This is a genomic window from Actinopolyspora sabaoui (genome assembly GCF_051225635.1).
Lineage (GTDB): Bacteria > Actinomycetota > Actinomycetes > Mycobacteriales > Pseudonocardiaceae > Actinopolyspora.
The window spans coordinates 1-17,415 of sequence record NZ_JBMIHH010000002.1 but is presented as its reverse complement, the minus strand read 5'-3'; the positions used below and the strand labels follow the sequence as shown (position 1 = coordinate 17,415).

At 67.7% G+C, this 17,415-nt stretch carries 13 protein-coding genes and 1 pseudogene; 9 read left to right on the top strand and 5 right to left on the bottom strand.

Features of this window, described 5'->3' with window-relative positions; genetic code table 11:
• Window positions 1-85 precede the first annotated feature (85 nt).
• Window positions 86-1,735 carry an adenosine deaminase family protein gene (locus ACOQFL_RS02600; RefSeq protein ID WP_435542484.1) on the bottom strand — a complete coding sequence of 550 codons (1,650 nt, stop codon included), beginning with the start codon at window positions 1,733-1,735 and terminating at the stop codon, window positions 86-88.
• 234 nt (window positions 1,736-1,969) lie between these two features.
• Here ACOQFL_RS02600 and ACOQFL_RS02595 point away from each other — a divergent pair, with 234 nt between their 5' ends.
• Both ACOQFL_RS02595 and ACOQFL_RS02590 read left to right on the top strand, forming a co-directional pair.
• Window positions 1,970-2,776 (top strand): exodeoxyribonuclease III, encoded by an 807-nt coding sequence (locus ACOQFL_RS02595; protein WP_435542483.1) that lies wholly within the window; start codon window positions 1,970-1,972, stop codon window positions 2,774-2,776.
• A 462-nt stretch (window positions 2,777-3,238) separates the two neighbouring features.
• On the top strand, window positions 3,239-4,018 hold the full coding sequence (locus ACOQFL_RS02590; RefSeq protein ID WP_435542482.1) for a helix-turn-helix domain-containing protein: 780 nt from the start codon (window positions 3,239-3,241) through the stop codon (window positions 4,016-4,018).
• A gap of 4 nt (window positions 4,019-4,022) precedes the next feature.
• Here ACOQFL_RS02590 and ACOQFL_RS02585 read toward each other — a convergent pair whose 3' ends face one another.
• A complete protein-coding gene (locus ACOQFL_RS02585; RefSeq protein WP_435542481.1) occupies window positions 4,023-4,817 on the bottom strand; it encodes an alpha/beta fold hydrolase in 795 nt (264 codons plus the stop codon).
• Between the two features lie 210 nt (window positions 4,818-5,027).
• Here ACOQFL_RS02585 and ACOQFL_RS02580 point away from each other — a divergent pair, with 210 nt between their 5' ends.
• Window positions 5,028-5,945: a 1,4-dihydroxy-2-naphthoyl-CoA synthase gene (locus tag ACOQFL_RS02580; protein WP_435542910.1), complete on the top strand. Its 918-nt coding sequence runs from the start codon at window positions 5,028-5,030 to the stop codon at window positions 5,943-5,945.
• 631 nt (window positions 5,946-6,576) lie between these two features.
• Here ACOQFL_RS02580 and ACOQFL_RS02575 read toward each other — a convergent pair.
• Window positions 6,577-8,046: a S8 family peptidase gene (locus ACOQFL_RS02575; protein WP_435542480.1), complete on the bottom strand. Its 1,470-nt coding sequence runs from the start codon at window positions 8,044-8,046 to the stop codon at window positions 6,577-6,579.
• Between the two features lie 200 nt (window positions 8,047-8,246).
• On the opposite strand from ACOQFL_RS02575, the gene ACOQFL_RS02570 reads away from it, so the two are divergent.
• A complete protein-coding gene (locus ACOQFL_RS02570) occupies window positions 8,247-10,832 on the top strand; it encodes a bifunctional FO biosynthesis protein CofGH (RefSeq protein WP_435542479.1) in 2,586 nt (861 codons plus the stop codon).
• Window positions 10,833-10,902: 70 nt separating this feature from the next.
• Here the strand turns inward: ACOQFL_RS02570 and ACOQFL_RS02565 are convergent, their stop codons facing one another.
• The gene (locus ACOQFL_RS02565; RefSeq protein ID WP_435542478.1) at window positions 10,903-12,876 is read right to left on the bottom strand and encodes an ArnT family glycosyltransferase; all 1,974 of its coding nucleotides are present in this window, start codon (window positions 12,874-12,876) and stop codon (window positions 10,903-10,905) included.
• 181 nt (window positions 12,877-13,057) lie between these two features.
• Here ACOQFL_RS02565 and ACOQFL_RS02560 point away from each other — a divergent pair, with 181 nt between their 5' ends.
• Window positions 13,058-13,786, top strand: coding sequence for a hypothetical protein (locus tag ACOQFL_RS02560; protein ID WP_435542477.1), 729 nt, complete (start codon window positions 13,058-13,060; stop codon window positions 13,784-13,786).
• A 141-nt stretch (window positions 13,787-13,927) separates the two neighbouring features.
• A complete protein-coding gene (locus ACOQFL_RS02555; protein ID WP_435542476.1) occupies window positions 13,928-14,161 on the top strand; it encodes a hypothetical protein in 234 nt (77 codons plus the stop codon).
• 906 nt (window positions 14,162-15,067) lie between these two features.
• On the opposite strand, the gene ACOQFL_RS02550 is transcribed toward ACOQFL_RS02555, so the two are convergent.
• Complete coding sequence (locus ACOQFL_RS02550) at window positions 15,068-15,658, bottom strand: TetR family transcriptional regulator (protein ID WP_435542475.1); 591 nt, start codon at window positions 15,656-15,658, stop codon at window positions 15,068-15,070.
• Between the two features lie 89 nt (window positions 15,659-15,747).
• Here ACOQFL_RS02550 and ACOQFL_RS02545 point away from each other — a divergent pair, with 89 nt between their 5' ends.
• From ACOQFL_RS02545 to ACOQFL_RS02535, 3 genes and pseudogenes are all read left to right on the top strand, one after another.
• Entirely contained in the window at window positions 15,748-16,173 is a 426-nt protein-coding gene (locus ACOQFL_RS02545; RefSeq protein WP_435542474.1) for a nuclear transport factor 2 family protein, read from the top strand.
• Entirely contained in the window at window positions 16,170-17,018 is an 849-nt protein-coding gene (locus ACOQFL_RS02540) for an NmrA family NAD(P)-binding protein (RefSeq protein ID WP_435542473.1), read from the top strand. Before ACOQFL_RS02545 ends, ACOQFL_RS02540 begins: the two co-directional genes overlap by 4 nt.
• Before the next feature lie 271 nt (window positions 17,019-17,289).
• A pseudogene (locus ACOQFL_RS02535) lies at window positions 17,290-17,415 on the top strand (IS5/IS1182 family transposase); the annotation flags it as partial.

Below are 17,415 nucleotides of genomic sequence, written 5' to 3'. Positions count from 1 at the left end.
CGCCGGAGCGAGAGCCCACGAGAGGTTCCGCCGAGCGAGCACAGCGGAAAACCGAGTCGACGAAGTCCTACTCGTCGCGGGATCGTCACCTGTACGCGTAGTAGGTCTCGAAGGCCTGGAACGCGGCCTCCTGTCGCCACTGCAACTTCGCCTTCGTGCTGTTCGACAGCAGTTCGGCACACGCCGCGTCCGGCTCGCCGAAGCCCGGGGTGTCCGAGGCGCACGCCGGTTTCATCCGATCGGAGCCGGGCTCCTTCCACAGACTCTCCCCTTGTACGAAAGCCTGCTCCAGCGAGGTCCGGGCGCTGGCCTTGAGCTGCGAGTAGTTCAGCCCGAACTCCGTTGCCGCACGGCGGTACTGCGCGGTGATGTCGCTTCGCGAGACCCCGGGATCGTCGGTGGCCAGTGCGAAGGGGACATCGTGCGCCATGTACTCGGGCAGCGGGTGTTCCTCCGGTCCGCAGGCCCGCAGTATCTGACAGTTGCTGGTCAGCGGTACCTCGACCGCGATGTCACGGGCGGCCATGTGATCGGCCAGCGCCCGCCAGTCGTCCTCGTGCACCAGGTCGATCCCGTGGCCGATCCGATCGGCTCCGGCGATCCGCACCGCCTGGTCGATGTGGTAGGTCAACTCCTCGGGCTTGACCAGACCCGGAACGAGCTCACCCGCGTGCAGCGTGACCGAGACCCCGGGGTACTGCCTGCTCAGGTAGTCGATCATCCGCATGTGCAGCGTGTAGTCCCGCAGCGAGATCTCGTGGTCCTCGGGCTGGACCATGTTGACACCCACGAAGTGCGGATCGCTCTGCGCCAGCTCGAACCCGAGCAGCAACTGCGTGAAAACACTGGCGGGGGAGTTCGCCCGCGCCACCTGGTAGTCCAGCCGGATCTCCACGTCGCAGCCGGGGCGGGCACTCGGGGTGCCGCAGTTCAGCAGTTCCCGGTAGCGGTCGAAGTCTCGTTCGGTCTGCCGCCGCGCGGCGCGTTCGACCTCCGCCATGCCCTCACGGAGCAGCGTACTACGGAGCCGCCGGAAATCCCGTTCGGACCTCGGGTCGAAACCCACCCGCTCCACGAGCTTCCCACGGGCCTCGGACTGCCTGGACAGCAGCGTTTCGAGATAGAACTGGTCCTGCTCGGCGAGGTCACCCGCCACCTCGGCGAGCATGTCGCCGTCACGCCCCTCGGTGGCCGCCCAGAACTTGCCGAAGGTGGCGAAGAAGTGGTCGTGTCCCGACTCCTCGCCACCCGGCTCGAAACCGGCCATCGACCACGCCTCGATCACCCGCCGGCGGAACTCCGGATCGCTCACAGCGTCCGAGGCCGGCCGCTGCCCCGTGGCGCAGGGGGCCAGGGAGGACTGCATGGTCTCGGCGTCGATGCAGCGTCCGTCCTCGGCGGCGTAACGGATCAACGACTCGGTGGACACCGCTCCGGACAGGTGATTGTGCAGATCACCTCCCTTCGGCATCCCGCGCAGGAACTCGTCGAGCTTTTCCGGGCGGTCGCGTACCCGGTCCAGGTGCCGGTTCACTCGGCACTCCCGATCCCACGGGGCGCATGCCGGGACCTTCTCGCCTGGGGTGGTCTCCGCCTCGGCGGATCGCGGTTGGGCCATCAGCATCGGCAGCGAGGCGGCGGTGAGCAGCACCGCGAGCGTGATACCTCCCGCACCTGTGGCACGTCGGTGTCTTCCTGCCGTCCGGGAGCGTGCGCTCCCACCGAGCGGCTTCATCAAAGGCTCTCCCTGGGAAGTCGTTCCAGCGGCCGTGCACGACACACACGACCCGCCGACGATCCCCGATCATGATCTCCACCACCAACCCGGAGGACGAATTTTCATCCGGTGGGAGGAAAGCCGAGCTCCCCGAAAGTTGGTCTTCCCGCCGTCACCTGGTTCGACCGTGTGGTCGAGTCGGAACGGCCGCCGGAAGCAGGGCGGCACTGGGAGGTGGTTATCCTCGGCCGCGTGCTGACTGTCTCGACCGTGAATGTCAACGGCCTGCGTGCCGCCGCCAAGAAGGGCTTCGTCGAGTGGCTGGCCGCCACCGACGCGGACGTGGTCTGCATGCAGGAGACGCGAGCGGAATACGAGCAACTCCCGGAGGCCGCGCGTGCGCCCGCCGGATGGCACACGCTGCTGGCGCCGAGCTCGGACAAGGGGCGCAGCGGGGTGGCCATCTACAGCCGCAGCGAACCCGAGAACACCAGGGTCGGATTCGGCTCCGAGGAGTTCGACGAGAGCGGCCGCTACGCCGAGGTCGAGCTGGACGGCCTGGTGGTCGGCAGCCTCTACCTGCCGAGCGGCGAGGCCGGTACGCCCAAGCAGGACGAGAAGGAACGCTTCATGGACGAGTTCCTGCCGTACCTGCACCAGCTGCGCGACCGGGCACGGCAGCAGGGCAAGGAGGTACTGGTCTGCGGTGACTGGAACATCGCGCACCAGGAGATCGACCTGAAGAACTGGAAGAACAACCGCAAGTCGGCCGGATTCCTGCCGGAGGAACGCTCCTGGTTGAGCAGGGTGTTCGACGAGGCCGAGTACGCGGACGTGGTGCGCCGCCGATTCCCGGAGGGGCCCGGTCCCTATTCCTGGTGGTCGTACCGGGGCAAGGCCTTCGACAACGACTCCGGATGGCGGATCGATTATCACGTCGCCACCGGACGGCTTGCCGAGTGCGCCTCGGAGGCGAGGGTCGAGCGGGCACCGAGCTACGACAAGCGCTGGAGCGATCATGCCCCGGTGACTGTCTCCTTCGACTGGCCGAAGCCGTAGTCGCTCCGAGGAATCCCCCAGGGCCGGGGAGGTTTCACTCCCCGGCCGCTGGTCCCGACAGTGACATGGTGTCGGGACCTTTCCCCCAGGGGGCAGGTTCGCCGCGGCACCCGTAGCCCCGTGGGCCTCGCAGCGCGGGGTCGGTTCGAGTACCCCGTTGGGCGGCCCTCGTCGTGGTCGGAGGTTCGTCCGGTGCCGTGTGCGCCTACCACGCGTTGGATTCTGGGGGGTGGCGGCCCCGGGGAACAACTGTGACCGCTGGGGATATCCCCGCTGGGGATATCCCCGCCAGTGACACCGGCTACGGTGGGTGTCCCTACCGCCGGGTGGGGACGGGTTCAAATCTCGTGGAGGTCGGGCGGTCCGTTCGGGAGCGGCCTCGCGTAGCACGGTCTCCGTTTTGGCCACTTTTGGTAGTCAATCTGTCACCGTGCACGGCGAGTCTCGACATAGAATCGTGATGTGATCATCGAACCGCCCACTTTCGGTAGCTATTTACGTCACCTGAGGTCGGGTGCTCCGCCGGCCGCGTTCGCTCCTGACTCGGCCTACCGGACACCGCGCCCGGCGATGAACCGGGCGGAGTTGGCGACGGCAGCACGCGCCAGCGTGGGGTACGTCCAGAAGCTGGAACAGGGCCACGCGGACAATCCCTCCACCGCGGTGGTGGATCGACTGGCCGATGCGCTGGGGAGCATCTCGGTGGAACGGCAGCACCTCCACGATCTGGCCGCCGTCCAGCGCGGTGACCAAGCGGAACCCACGCGGCGACAGGAAGTGACGTCGGTGCAGCGCGAGGCGGCCGACGGGCTGCACCCGAGTTTGGCCGCCTACGTCGACGAGGGCTGGAACGTGTTGTACTCCAACGCGGAGTACCGCCGGGTGTTTCGGCGTATCACCGAGGTCGGCAATGTGTTGACCTGGTTCTTTTTCATGCCGGAATCCAAGGCCGTCATGGTCGAGTGGGAGCACGAGGCACGGCTGACGGTGGCCTGGCTACGTGCTCTCATGGCCCGCAGGCCCGGCAACCCGATGTTCGACGAGGTGCTGGACATGCTCTCGCGATCGGCGGAGTTCGTGCGGATGTGGGGTCTGCAGGAGGTGATCCTGGGGCGCCACAAGCCGCATTTCCTGGTTCACGATCTCGATCGCGGGCGGCAGGTCGAGTTGTTGGCGCAGGTCTACCCGATTCCGGACCCGAGCCAGGAAATGCAGCTCTACCTGGGGATTCCGGCGAGGTAGGGCGTTACCGGTGATCCAGGGAGTCCAAGAAGGACACCAGCGGTGAGGTGGTTTCCTCGGGATGCGTCACGGGCGGTGCGTGGGCCGCCCCGTCCACCTCGTGGAGTGGACTCGCCTGCGGAATGGCGGAGGCGAGGAACTCCATGCGTTCCCGGGGGATGGAAACGTCCTTCGAACCGCGCAGCAACAGTGTGGGGCACGTGATCTCACCGGCGCGAGCGGTGATGTCGTCGCGTTCGAGCAGGCACCGCGCGGGGGTGCCGAGGGGGAGTGGGCTGGTCTTCCAGCGTTGCCGCCAGTGGGCCGCTTGTGGGTGATCTCCGATGATCTGCTGCGACAGCGGAACGAGCAGCTCGTCCACGGGGCCCTGTGCGGCCAGTCCGTCGAACAGAGCGGTGTAGTCCCGAAGGTCCGCATCGGACAGTGAGTGGGCTTCGGTGTCCAGCAGCAGCAGGCCGGTGACCCGGTTCGGTGCGAGCAGCGCCGTGCGCAGCGCGGTGAAGCCACCCTGCGACAGACCGCCGACGACCGCGTGCTGGATGCCCAGGTGGTCCAGCAGGCCGATCAGGTCGTTCGCGGTGTCCCAGTAGGTGAACGGCGTGTCCCCGGCCGGGGTGTCGCCGTGACCACGTGCGTCCCAGGTCACCACGCGGTAGCCACGGGCCGAGAGAGCCTCGGCCTGGGCGGTGAACATGGTGTGGTCCAGGAAGAAACCGTGCCCCAGCAGTACAGCGGGACGGTCGTCACCTCCGGTGTCCGCGAAGTACAGGTCGTGCCCGTTGATGCGGGACAGTGGCATTCGTTTTTCCTTTCGCGAAGTGCGTCCGCACCGACCGGTGCCCGGGAGCAGTCCGATTTTGCGATACTACTGAGTTTCGTTGGTGAGTGCGCAAGTCCCGCTTCTCAAGAGTGAGCACTCCCGGTCGATGAGTGACCGGGTGGCCTCGATAAGTGACCGGACGGCCCGTGGCGGACGCCGTGGCTTATCGTCGTGGTCGTGACGACACACATGCAGCCTATATCCGAACTGTTCGATCCGGCCGTGTGGCAGCCCGTGGCGGGCTTCGACTTCACCGACATCACTTACCACCGTTGCGTCGAGGAAGGCCCGGGCAAGGGCACCGTCCGCATCGCGTTCGACCGCCCCGAGTCACGGAACGCGTTCCGCCCGCACACCGTCGACGAGTTATACCGCGCGCTCGACCACGCCCGGATGAGCAGCGACGTCGGTTGTGTGTTGCTCACGGGGAACGGGCCGTCACCCAAGGACGGCGGTTGGGCTTTCTGCTCCGGCGGTGACCAGCGCATTCGGGGGCGCTCCGGTTACCGGTACGCCGAGGGCGAGACCGCCGAGACCGTCGATTCCGCCAAGGCGGGAAGGCTGCACATCCTCGAAGTGCAGCGGCTGATCCGGTTCATGCCCAAGGTCGTCGTCGCGGTGGTTCCCGGTTGGGCAGCTGGGGGCGGTCACAGCCTGCACGTGGTTTGCGACCTCACGTTGGCCAGCGCCGAGCACGCGCGGTTCAAGCAGACCGACGCCGATGTCGGCAGTTTCGACGGCGGGTTCGGTTCCGCCTACCTGGCACGCCAGGTGGGACAGAAGTTCGCCCGCGAGATCTTCTTCCTAGGCCGACCCTACGACGCCGAGCGGGCCCACCAAATGGGGATGGTCAACGAGGTGGTTCCCCACGGTGAGCTGGAGGAGACGGCGTTGCAGTGGTCCCGCGAGATCAACGGCAAGTCCCCGACCGCGCAGCGCATGCTCAAGTACGCCTTCAACGCCATCGACGACGGACTGGTCGGCCAGCAGGTCTTCGCGGGGGAGACGACCCGGCTCGCCTACATGACCGACGAGGCGGCAGAGGGGCGCGACTCGTTCCTGGAGAAGCGGACCCCGGACTGGTCGGAGTTCCCCTGGTACTACTGACCGTTGCTTTGACCCGCGGCTCTGGGCGCGGCGATTTCGCGAGAAATTGACGCGGGCACTTCGATGTGGGGCCGCGGGCACTTCGATGTGGGGCGGGGCCTCCGATGAGAAGCAGGGTGCGTCCGAGACCTCGTTCGTGGGACCACGCCCCGCCGGTGCAACCTCCGGCGTACCGCTCACGTCTCAACGGAGTAGCGGGCCGTTCGTCGAAGCCGTTCACGAGTCGTGGCCGAGCCCTTGGGGAGAGCCGGACGACGAGCGGCACTGGTGGATGTCGAGCGGCTCGGAACTCAAGCAGCGCAGTGAGGAGAGACCGGTATGCCGCAACACCGCACGCCCCCCAGATGCCCCGTTTGCGGGATGCACTTCTGCATCTGTCCGGACAAGAGCGCCCGAACCGGTGGTTTCCGTGTTCGAGTGGCTGCCACCCCGCGAGGAGCCCACCGGTGAACCGAAACCGTCGGCGAACTCCGGCTTCCCGGGAAAACACCGCGACCGTCTCGGCAGACCTAGACGGACGGACGACGGCAGCTCACCTCATAGTCGCCACGCGTCGGAACACGAACGGGGTCTTCCCGGAACCAGTCCGGGAAGACCCCGTAAGCGCTCTTTTACGATCCGATTCCGCTCGTCAGCGCACTGCCTTGAGCGCGTCGACGATGCCCGCGCCGTAGAAACCGGCCCCGGTCCTGCCGCCGCGGCACTTGGCGTCGTCCTCGCCGTCGCCGTCGGTGTCGTAGCTCTTCGGGCACGGCACGCTCTCGGCCTGCCAGCGCAGGGCGGCGTTGACCATCCTCGCGTCCCACCTCGGGTGCTCCGCCCGGATCAGGGCGGCCACCCCGGCCACGTGCGGCGAGGCCATCGAGGTGCCCTGGTAGAAGCCGTACTCGCCCTCCGGCAGGGTGGAGAGCACGCTGCCGTTGCCCGAGGGAGTGTCGGCGGTCTGCCTACTGTCGCCGCCCGGTGCGGCGACGTCCACCGAACCGATGCCGTAGTTGGAGTAGAAGGACTTGCTCGACTCCGGCCCAACGGCCGAAACCGTCACCATGCCGGGCAGCTCACCTGGCAGCACCTGACACCCGTTGCCCGTCCAGCGGTCCTCGGTGGGGCCGCCGTTGTTGGGGCTGTTGGTGTCGTGGATCCGCTTCGACAGATTCCAGTTGCTGTTGCCCGCCGCGACGACGTTGAGCACGTCGTTGCCCCTGGCGTGGTTCACCGCGCGGCGCACCGCCTCAGCGACGGCCGCCTGGTCGCGGTCACGCTGGCACCACAGGTACCAGGGGTCGATGAAGTAGGAGCTGTTGGTCACGTCGATGCCGTGCTCGGCGGCCCACATGAACCCGCAGATCGCCGAACCAGGGTAGATGAAGCCCTCGTCGTTGACGACCTTGATCGACACCAGCGTCGCGTTCGGCGCGACCCCGGAGATCCCCACACCATTGTTCGCGGCGGCGACCGTGCCCGCGACGTGCGTACCGTGTCCGCTGGTGCTCGGCGCCCAGGCCTGCTGCGAACGATCCGGGGTGCCGTTCTCGGTGCAGCCCACCGAACGGCTGGTGTCCAGATTGGCCGCCAGGTCCGGGTGGTCGGGGTCGATGCCGGAGTCGAGCACGCCCACGGTCACGCCCTTGCCGCTGTCGGAGTTCTCGTGGGCCTCGTCGGCGTTGATCATCCGCATGTCCCACTGCTCGGGAGCGAGCGGTTCCTCGCCGCCCTCGTTCGAGCGGGTCGCGGCATCGGTGGCAAGGGTGCCCCGGCGCTTCTCCAGCGTCTCCGAGTCGGATTCACCGCTGTTCTCGGGGAGCTGTTCGGCGAGGTTGCGGCTCGCGCCCGCCGCGCGTACCCCGGGATCGCCCCGCACGGCCTCGGCGAACTCCGAATCGCGCGAGGTGGCCAGCAGTACGCCGATCTCCGGCCAGCTCTGCACGACTTCACCGTCGGCAGCGCGTACCGAATCAGCGGTGCGCTCCAGACCGCCGTGCTGGGGGCCTACCACGATGAAGTGGGCAGGGTCTCCGGTGTTGGCGGAGTCCGACGGACCGGCCGCGGCAACGGCGGGCGCGAGCAGGGTCAGGGCCAGTGCGGATCCGATAGTCCGCAATGGTTTGAGTCTCAGGGGTTTGGGTGACACCGAGCCTCCCGAACAGATGAACAGGGTTACTGAATGTGGGAGTCTGCGCCCCGATACGGCTAGTGGATAGACCTTAATGGAGTAATCGGGTTACACCGCGCGTAGGTGTTGTGACACATCGCGCCGTTTGCTCGGTGTGGCGGTACTCGCCGGACGGTTACGGTGTTGGCGTGTCGGTCGATCTCGAAGTGCCGCCGCCCGAACCAGCCCCCAGCCCGTCCGCGATGCGTCGCGCGCTGCGCAGAGCCACCGAAGGGGTGGCGCTGGACAGCACCGAGGCCGCCGTGCTGCTGCACGCTCGCGGCGAGGACCTCCGGACGCTGCTGGAAGCAGCGGGCAGGGTCCGCGACGCGCATCTGCGTGCGGAGGGACGTTTCGGCGTCGTCAGCTACAGTCGTAAAGTTTTCGTTCCGCTGACCCGACTGTGTCGGGACCGGTGCCACTACTGCACCTTCGCCACGGTGCCGCACAAGGTCTCCGCACCCTTCCTGGAGCGCGAGGAAGTTCTCGACATCGCCAGGCGGGGAGCCGAGACCGGTTGCAAGGAAGCCCTGTTCACCCTCGGTGATCGGCCCGAGGAACGTTGGCAGGACGCGGCGGACTGGCTGCACGAACGCGGCTACTCGTCCACGGTCGACTACCTGCGCTCCTGCGCGATCGCGGTGCTGGAGGAGACCGGTCTGCTGCCTCACCTCAACCCCGGCGTGCTCGGCTGGTCGGAGTTGACCAGGCTGAAACCGGTGGCACCCAGCATGGGCATGATGCTGGAGACCACCTCGGAGCGGCTGTGGAGCCAACCCGGCAATCCGCACTACGCCAGCCCGGACAAGGAGCCCTCGGTTCGCCTCCGGGTGCTCGCCGACGCGGGCCGAGTGGCGGTGCCGTTCACCAGCGGGATCCTCATCGGAATCGGCGAGACGATGGCGGAACGGGCCGACTCGCTGCTGGAACTACGTGCCAGCGCCAGGCAGTACGGGCATCTGCAGGAAGTCATCGTGCAGAACTTCCGCGCCAAGCCGGACACGGCCATGCGCGGCATGCCGGACGCGGATCTGCACGAACTCGCGGCGACGGTGGCCGTCGCCCGGCTGCTCATGCCCTCCGGGGTCAGCGTGCAGGCCCCGCCGAACCTGGTGGGCGACGAGCACGGCCTGCTGCTGCGCGCGGGAATCGACGACTGGGGCGGGGTCTCACCCGTCACCCCGGATCATGTGAATCCGGAACGTCCCTGGCCCCGGGTGGAGGAACTGGCCGAACAGACCGCCGCGGCCGGGTTCGAGCTGCGGCAGCGGCTGACCGCGTACCCGAAGTACGTACGTGCGGGCCTGGCCGGTGACAGCTCCGCCTGGCTGGATCCCAGGATCGCCACCCACGTCGCCGAGCTGGCCGACTCGGCGGGCATGGCCGACCCGGAGGCACAGCCGGTCGGTCGGGACTGGCAGGAGCCGGACGGCGGCCTCGAATCGATCGGTCGCACCGATCTCAACAGCAGCATCGACACCGAGGGACGCAGCAACGACCGGCGTGGCGACTTCGACAGTGTCTACGGTGACTGGGAGGAACTGCGGGACCGGCTGCCCACCGCCAGGGAGCCGGAACGGCTCGACTCGGATGTCGCGGCGGGGCTGCGGCTGGCCGAGCACGACCCGGCGGCGCTGCTGGAACCGGGCAACACCGACGCGGCGATGGCGCTGTTGACCTGCGACGGCGCCGCGCTCGACGAGATGGCACGACTCGCCGACGCGCTGCGTGCTGAGGTGGTCGGGCAGGACGTCACCTACGTGGTCAACCGCAACATCAACTTCTCCAACGTCTGCTACGTGGGGTGCAGGTTCTGCGCCTTCGCGCAGCGGGAACGCGACGACGACGCGTTCCGGCTCTCGCCCGAGGACGTCGCGGATCGAGCCGAGGAGGCACGGCGCGCCGGTGCCACCGAGGTGTGCATGCAGGGAGGTATCGACCCTCGGCTGCCGGTCGGGGCGTACGCGGACCTGGTGCGCGCGGTCAAGAACCGGGTCCCCGACATGCACGTGCATGCCTTCAGTCCGATGGAGATAGTCAGCGCCGCCTCCAAGGCGGGAGTGAGCGTCGCGGAGTGGCTGACCGAGCTGCGCGACGCCGGGCTGGACACCATTCCCGGCACCGCGGCGGAGATACTCGACGACGACGTCCGCTGGATACTGACGAAGGGAAAGCTGCCCGCCGCCGAGTGGATCGACGTGGTCAGCACCGCCCACCGACTGGGCATCCGTTCCTCGTCGACCATGATGTACGGCCACGTGGACACCCCGGAGCACTGGTTGGGGCATCTGCGCACGCTGGCCGGTGTGCAGGACACCGCGCGCGAGAACGGCGCGGCCGGATTCACCGAGTTCGTCGGGTTGCCCTTCGTGCACCGCAACGCGCCCATCTATCTCGCGGGGCTGGCACGTCCCGGCCCCACCCGCAGGGACAACCGTGCGGTGCACGCGATGGCACGGCTGGCGCTGCACGGCAGGGTGGACAACGTGCAGTGCTCCTGGGTCAAGCTGGGTGACGAGGGAACGGTCGAGGTGCTGCGCGGCGGCGCGAACGACCTCGGCGGAACGCTGATGGAGGAGACCATCAGCAGGATGGCCGGCTCCGAGCACGGCTCGCAGCGAACCATCGAGCAGTTGCACGAGGTTTCCGTCGCCGCCGGAAGGCGGGCACGACAACGCGGCACCGATTACGGCCCCGTTCCAGTGATGCCGTTGGGAGTTTCACCGCTCGGTTGACCCGGTCGGATCGGTCCCACCCGTTCCGGTTGCGGGGACGGGCGGGACCGCCGCTGCGGTTCGATCGCGCTCATTCGCTCAGGTCGTAAACGGTGGTTCCGTTGACGGTTCGCGCCTCGTAGTTCCGCTCCACCCACTGACTGATTCGGCTCGCCGTCCCGGTGGCGCCGCTGTCGGAACTCGTGGTCATGCCGCCCGCGCCGCCGAGGATCGAGGCGTCGATGTAGTAGTGGATCCGTCCGGAGTCGACCAGTTCCCGGAACCTCGCGAGAGTGGGATGGGGATCCGTTCCGTTGAACCCACCGATCGCCATCACCGGTTCGCGGGTGGCGAGCTGGTACCCGGCGGCATTGCTGGAGCCGGTGGTCGCGGCCACCCAGGTGTAGGAGCCCGCGTCCGCCAACAGCAGTTCACGCAGCTGATCGCCCGGCGTGCTGAGGCCGAACGCCCCGCCGCCGACTCCACCGCCGGGGCCGCCCGCTTGTGCCGGTCCATCGTCGTTGCCGAAGGGTGCGCCACCCCCACCGCCGGGAGCACCACCACCGCCTCCGAAACCGCCCGCACTGCCGAAACCGGCCGCGGGCAGCACTCCGGTGTGCGATGTGGCCGCGGTGGCCACCGAGTAGGCGGTGGGCAGCGTCAGGCACGCCACGAGCGCGGCGGCCACGGCCGAAAGCGCCACCGCGCGGGAAGTCCGACTCACTATCAGCAGCAGGCAGGCCGCCGCGGTTCCGAGGAAGACCACGGCGGGGACGAGCCACTGGTGCTGCTCGGTGCTCTCCCGCAGCAGCACGGCGCCGACCGTAACTGTGATCAGTACGGTTCCCGCCAGCGTGATCCGCGTTCTCGGGTCCTCGCGGTTGTGCCAGAGCATGGTGCCGCCGATTCCGACGAGCGCCGCGAGCGCGGGCGACAGCGCCACCGTGTAGTACGAGTGGATGATGCCGTTGGCATAGCTGAAGATCACCCCGGTCAGCACCAGCCAGCCACCCCACAGCAGCAGATTCACCCTGGTCGGATCGGTGCGCGGTGTCCGACGCGTCATCCAGAGCCCGGCTGCCAGCAGGATCAGTGCGGCGGGAAGCAGCCAGCCGATCTGGTCGCCCATCTGGGGCCCCAACAGCCGATTCCACCCCATGTCGGAATTGGTGTTGCCCAGCCCGCCGGCCTCCTCACCGGTCAGTCGTCCGAGCCCGTTGTAACCGATGGTCAGTTCCCACAGGCTGTCGTGCTGCGAGCCTCCGACGTAGGGGCGGTTCGAGCTGGGCCAGAACTCGACGAGCGCGATGTACCAACCCGCCGAGACCAGCACGCTCAGTCCCGCCGTCGCCAGGTGCGAGAGCCGCTTCCACCACGCGGTCGGTGCGGCCAGCAGGTACACGGCCGCGAACACGGGCAGCACCACGAACGCCTGCAGCATCTTGGTCAGGAAGCCGAATCCGATGGCGACTCCGGCGAGCGAGAGCCAGTACGGGCTCGCCCGCTCGGTGGCGCGCACCACGCAGTAGGCCGCGGCCACCAGCAACAGCACCAGCAGCGCGTCGGGGTTGTTGAAGCGGAACATCAACACCGCCACCGGGGTGAGCAGCTGTACCGCACCGGCCAGCAGTCCCGCTGTCGGTCCCGCGCAACGGCGCACCGTGGCGTAGAGCAGTCCCACCGTCAGTACCCCGGCCAACGCCTGGGGCAGCAGGATGCTCCACGAACTCAGCCCGAAGATCCTGGCGGAGAGCACCATCGGCCACAGCGCGGCGGGCGGTTTGTCCACGGTGATCGCGTTGGCCGCGTCGCTGGAGCCGAACAGCCATGCCTGCCAGCTCTGGGTGCCCGCCTGCACCGCGGCCGAGTAGAACCCGTTGGCCCAGTCCGAGGAGCCCAGCCCCCACGAGTAGAGCAGTGCCGCCGCCGTGAGCAGGAGCAGCAGTGCCGGGCGTACCCATGCGGGATCGGACGAACGGCCGCGCAGTGCTCGCCACGGGCGTGAACGCCGGGTCGGTTCGGTCGGGGACGGGCTCGGCTGCCGCCCTGCCAGGAGTGTGTCCATCGTGATCGATCCTGGCACCGTGAGCTTACGGGAATCCGAGTGTTTCCTTGGTGTTCGCCGAGTATCGCCGCCCCGGATCCGGTTCCCGGCGAATTCTTACCTCGCTCCCGGCCGGTGCCCAGTCGCGCACGGCAGGGTGAAACCCACGGTTGCGTGACCAGTCGTGAGTTGGGAGCAGAGCATGACCGACAGTGCCGCGGCGGACGAGCAGTGGCGCGAAACCGCCGAGCCGGAACCTCCCCTGCGTGCGGAGGGGCCTGCTCGGTGGGGACCACGTCGTACGCTGGCTGCGGTGGCGATCGCGCTCGCGGTCGGGGTCGCGGGCAGCGTCTCGGTCACCGCGATCACTTCCGGTTCCGCTTCGGGGCAACTGGGCGGCTCCCGAGGTGGTGCTGCCTTCAGCGGGAGCAGCGGTGGTGGATTCGGGGGAATGGGCCAACCGGGTGGCAGGGGGAACGGGAACACCACCGGCTCCGGGGCCGTCCTGTCGGACGCGATGCACGGTGAGTTCACCGTGCGCACCGAACAGGGGACCTACCGCACGAAGCGGCTGCAGCGTGGCACGCTCACCGCCGTCGACGACACGGAGATCACGGTGCGCAGCGGTGATGACTACCGGCGTGACTACGCCGTGAACTCCGAGACCGTCGTCGACAGCGGCCGGACCTCGCTCGACGAGCTGGAACAGGGGCAATCCGTCACGGTCGTCGCGACGTTGTCGGGGGACGACGCGACGGCCACCACGATCAGTGGTCAGCAGTCCGGGAACGGTTCGGGGAACAACGGTACCGGAAGCGGCGGCTTTCCCGGTCGGGGCGGGAACAGCGGGCAGGGTGGTGATTCCGGCGGTTCCGGAAACGCGCCCGGCGGGGGTTCCGGAACCGGCAGCGGTGGTTCGGCCGACAACTGAGGGTTTCGGGGACGCTTCGCACGAAGCGCGATTTCCGCCCATCCCGTTCCTCGGGGTGGGCGGATTTTCGTCGATCTTCCGGCGGAGCGGTGCACTCACTCGGTAGGGTGAGCAACCGACTGTCGTCGGCGGTAGGTGAGCATGGGGTTGTTCGACTGGGTTCGTGGCGCTCCACAGGTCGTGCACGGGGCCGAGTTCGAACGAGGCCAGGCCAAGAGCGTCAAAGCCGTGTGGGCACTGAAAAAAGGTGAGGACGGAAAGCGACGCTGGGAACGTCAGGCGACCTTTTCGACCTCGGAAATGAAGAATCCGCTCCGAAAAGCCGTCACCGATTGTGGCTGGACCTGGCGCGGTGTGAGTTTCGCGAAGTTGTGAAGCAGTTCCCTCGGGGTCGTGGTTCGTGTGCCTGCATTTTGGGTCGGTGAATGGGTTTTCGGATTGACGCCGAAGCGCTTCGGGCGCTCAAAGGGAATCTGGTCGGAAGTGGTTGGCGGTGCGGGATTCGTTGGATTCCGTGCCCGGTGCGCTCGAGAGCTACGCGGCTACGCTGCGTTGGGCGCAACAGCAAGCTGCCGAGACTTCGCTTTCCGGGGGCGGTTACGAACGAAGGTGTAGCAGCCGAAGCCGAGGCTATGGCTGGCGGTAAGGCCACTGAACGTTTTCCACTTGGGTCGGTGGGGCCTCGACACGCTGGTGAGGGCGGGTGTGGGCAGAGACGAAGCTCCTGGTGGGTGAGTGATTGTCTAGATCAACTCTGTCCGTACCAGGAGCTTCGAGGTGCTTTCTTACCCCTCAGGGATGTCGGTGTCCAGTCGCGCGCTGAACATGCTGGTCGAGGCTTTACGGTACGAACGGCGGGTACGCCGCACCCGCTGGCGGCGCCGGCCGGAATGTCGAAGTCCCGCACCGCCGCCGAGCACGCGACAACGACCTCGACGAGCGCCCGAGGCTGTCGGCGAACCAGAAAGCCGTCAACTCCGCCCACGCCTGGCTACGCGGGCTCGGTGAACGAGCGAACGCCCAGCTCAAGAGCTGGAAGATCCTGCGCCGGATCCGAGGCTGCCCGCACCACGCGACCCTGCTGATCAACGCCATCCGGACCCTCATCCAGGCAGACCGAACCCGAGTGGAAAAGGCTCAGTCTCGTTTGGTTCGGTGGACCCATTGGACGGCCGGTCGATCGAGGCGTCCGCCTCTACAGCACCGGCACGCCTAGCTCGAACTCGGCTGCGCAGGGCTCGCGGCAGCGGACGGACAAGCAGAAGACCCTGTCGAGCGCGACTACTTCGGCTGGCTGGAGCCCAGGACTCGGGCGGTGAAGCTCGCTAGCTGGGCCCGCATCCTTTCGCGCGGCACGCACTCCAGAGCAGCCAGGTGTTCGACGAGGTCGGCTCGGGTGGCGGCCAGCAGTGCGTGGGCGGTGAAGTCGCTGTCGGCGTGACCGGGAATCTGTTCCAGCATGGCTTGGAGCAGGCTGTGCCATCGCTCGTAATGCTCTGCCTGGTACGGGCTGGTGCTACCGGTTTCCTCCAGAGCCAGGGCGAGACGGCGGTTGTCGAGCTTGAAACAGAGGAGTGCGTCGAGCAGTGCGGGTACGCGCTGAAGGGGCGGGGTGGCGGGCCCCAGGGGCGGCGGGCCCGCTTCGACGGCGTTGCTGACCGGTTCGAGCCGTGCCTCGTACAGCGCGCGAATCAGCCCGGTTCGGTCGCCGAAGGCGCGGAAGAGCGTTCCCTTGCCGACGCCAGCCGCTGCCGCGACGTCGGCCATGGTGACCTCGTCGGGACTCTCGCAGCGGGCGAAGAGGGCGTCGGCGGCAGCAAGGACGGCCACCCGGTTTCGAGCGGCGTCCTTGCGAGGCTTGCGCTCGGGCACTCGGTTCCTCCAGTTGCAAAAGCGGACCAAAGGTCCGTATTGTTGAAGCGGACCCAGAGTCCGATTCTACGAGATGGAGTTAGCACCCAATGCCCGCACACACCTCACCAGCGGATCTGTACCGGCACAGCCTGCGACTGCTGCTGGACAAGAATATTCCCGGCTGGGTCGGCCTGTGGGCCGAGGACGGAGTCATGGAGTTCCCCTTCGCGCCCCAGGGCTGGCCCGAGCGTCTGGAGGGCCGGGAGGCCATCGCCGCCTACATGCGCCACTACCCCGACCACATCGACCTGCACGACTTCCCCGACCTGCGGATTCACCAGACCACCGACCCGGGGACCATCGTGGTCGAGATGCGCGGCGTGGGCCGCCTGGTGGAGACCGGCAAGCCCTTCGACATGACTTATATCGCGGTGGTGACCGTTCAGGACGGGTTCATCACGTCCTACCGCGACTACTGGAATCCCCTGACCATCCAGGAGCCCGGCACCGACTTCGTCAGGAGCAGCCGATGACCGCCACCGGCACCACTCTGGTCATCGGGGCCACCGGCACCACCGGCAGCCGGACCGCCGCGCAGCTGATCGCCGCAGGCCACCGCGTTAAGGCAGCCAGCCGCCACGCCACCCAATTCCCCGGGGCGGAGCCGGTCAACTTCGACTGGTTCGACCCCGCCACTCACGGCAGCGCCCTTGACGGAGTCGACCGTGTCTACCTCATACCGCCCCTGGGCGACTCCGACCCGGCGGCGATCATGCTGCCCTTCCTCCACCAGGCCCGCGCCGGCGGCGTACATCGCGCGGTACTCCTCAGTTCCTCGGCCATCCCTGAGGGCGGCCCGGCAGTGGGCACGGTGCATCAGGCCCTCCCCGGCCTGTTCGAGCAGTGGGCGGTGCTGCGTCCCTCGTGGTTCATGCAGAACTTCACGGGCACGCACGCACAGGCCCTCAGCATCCGGGAAAACGGCACCATCCTGACCGCCGCCGGGAGCGGCCGTGTCGGCTTCGTTGACGCCGGGGACATCGCCGCCGTCGCCGTACGCGCCTTGACCGACGACCGTGCCCCGAACACGGATCTCGTCCTCACTGGGCCGGAGGCGCTGAGCTACGACGACATCGCCACTGTCATCACCGAGGTCACCGGCCGGGCCGTCGTCCACCACCACCTGACCTACAAACAAATGCGAGATCGCCTCACGGCGCAGCTGCCGCTGGAGTTCGCCTCCATGCTGGCCGGCATGGACCGTGCCATCGCAGACGGGGCCGAGGACCACACCACCGACGCGGTCCAACACGTCACCGGCAGGGCCCCGCGCTCCTTCCGCGCCCTCCTTGAAAACGAGATGCCATGGAGCAGTTGATGGGCCGACGACACAATCGGGGTCGGGTGACCGACACGATGGTTCGTCGAGCTTGGACGTGATGATCGGGGAGAGCTTCGCTGAAGGCGGGGCTCTCCCCGGTTTTTGTGTGTCCTGGTCTTGTAGGAGTTTGTCGGCTCGTTGTCCGCTGTGCCCGGTTGGCGGAGCCTCTCGCGGGCTCTCGCTTATGTGTGCCGCGTCCGGTTTTCCGTGCTGTGGTGGGGTTTTCGGGGTGGCGGAGTGCTTCGAGTGTCACTCCGTGGTGGGGGTCGCCCACGCCTGGCTACGCGGGCTCGGTGAACGAGCGAACGCCCAGCTCAAGAGCTGGAAGATCCTGCGCCGGATCCGAGGCTGCCCGCACCACGCGACCCTGCTGATCAACGCCATCCGGACCCTC

Coding starts and splice junctions, on each gene's coding strand:
- ACOQFL_RS02600 (WP_435542484.1), bottom strand. CDS start 1,735: ATGAAGCCGCTCGGTGGGAGCGCACGCTCCCGGACGGCAGGAAGACAC.
- ACOQFL_RS02585 (WP_435542481.1), bottom strand. CDS start 4,817: ATGCCACTGTCCCGCATCAACGGGCACGACCTGTACTTCGCGGACACC.
- ACOQFL_RS02580 (WP_435542910.1), top strand. CDS start 5,028: ATGCAGCCTATATCCGAACTGTTCGATCCGGCCGTGTGGCAGCCCGTG.
- ACOQFL_RS02565 (WP_435542478.1), bottom strand. CDS start 12,876: ATGGACACACTCCTGGCAGGGCGGCAGCCGAGCCCGTCCCCGACCGAA.
- ACOQFL_RS02560 (WP_435542477.1), top strand. CDS start 13,058: ATGACCGACAGTGCCGCGGCGGACGAGCAGTGGCGCGAAACCGCCGAG.
- ACOQFL_RS02555 (WP_435542476.1), top strand. CDS start 13,928: ATGGGGTTGTTCGACTGGGTTCGTGGCGCTCCACAGGTCGTGCACGGG.
- ACOQFL_RS02545 (WP_435542474.1), top strand. CDS start 15,748: ATGCCCGCACACACCTCACCAGCGGATCTGTACCGGCACAGCCTGCGA.
- ACOQFL_RS02540 (WP_435542473.1), top strand. CDS start 16,170: ATGACCGCCACCGGCACCACTCTGGTCATCGGGGCCACCGGCACCACC.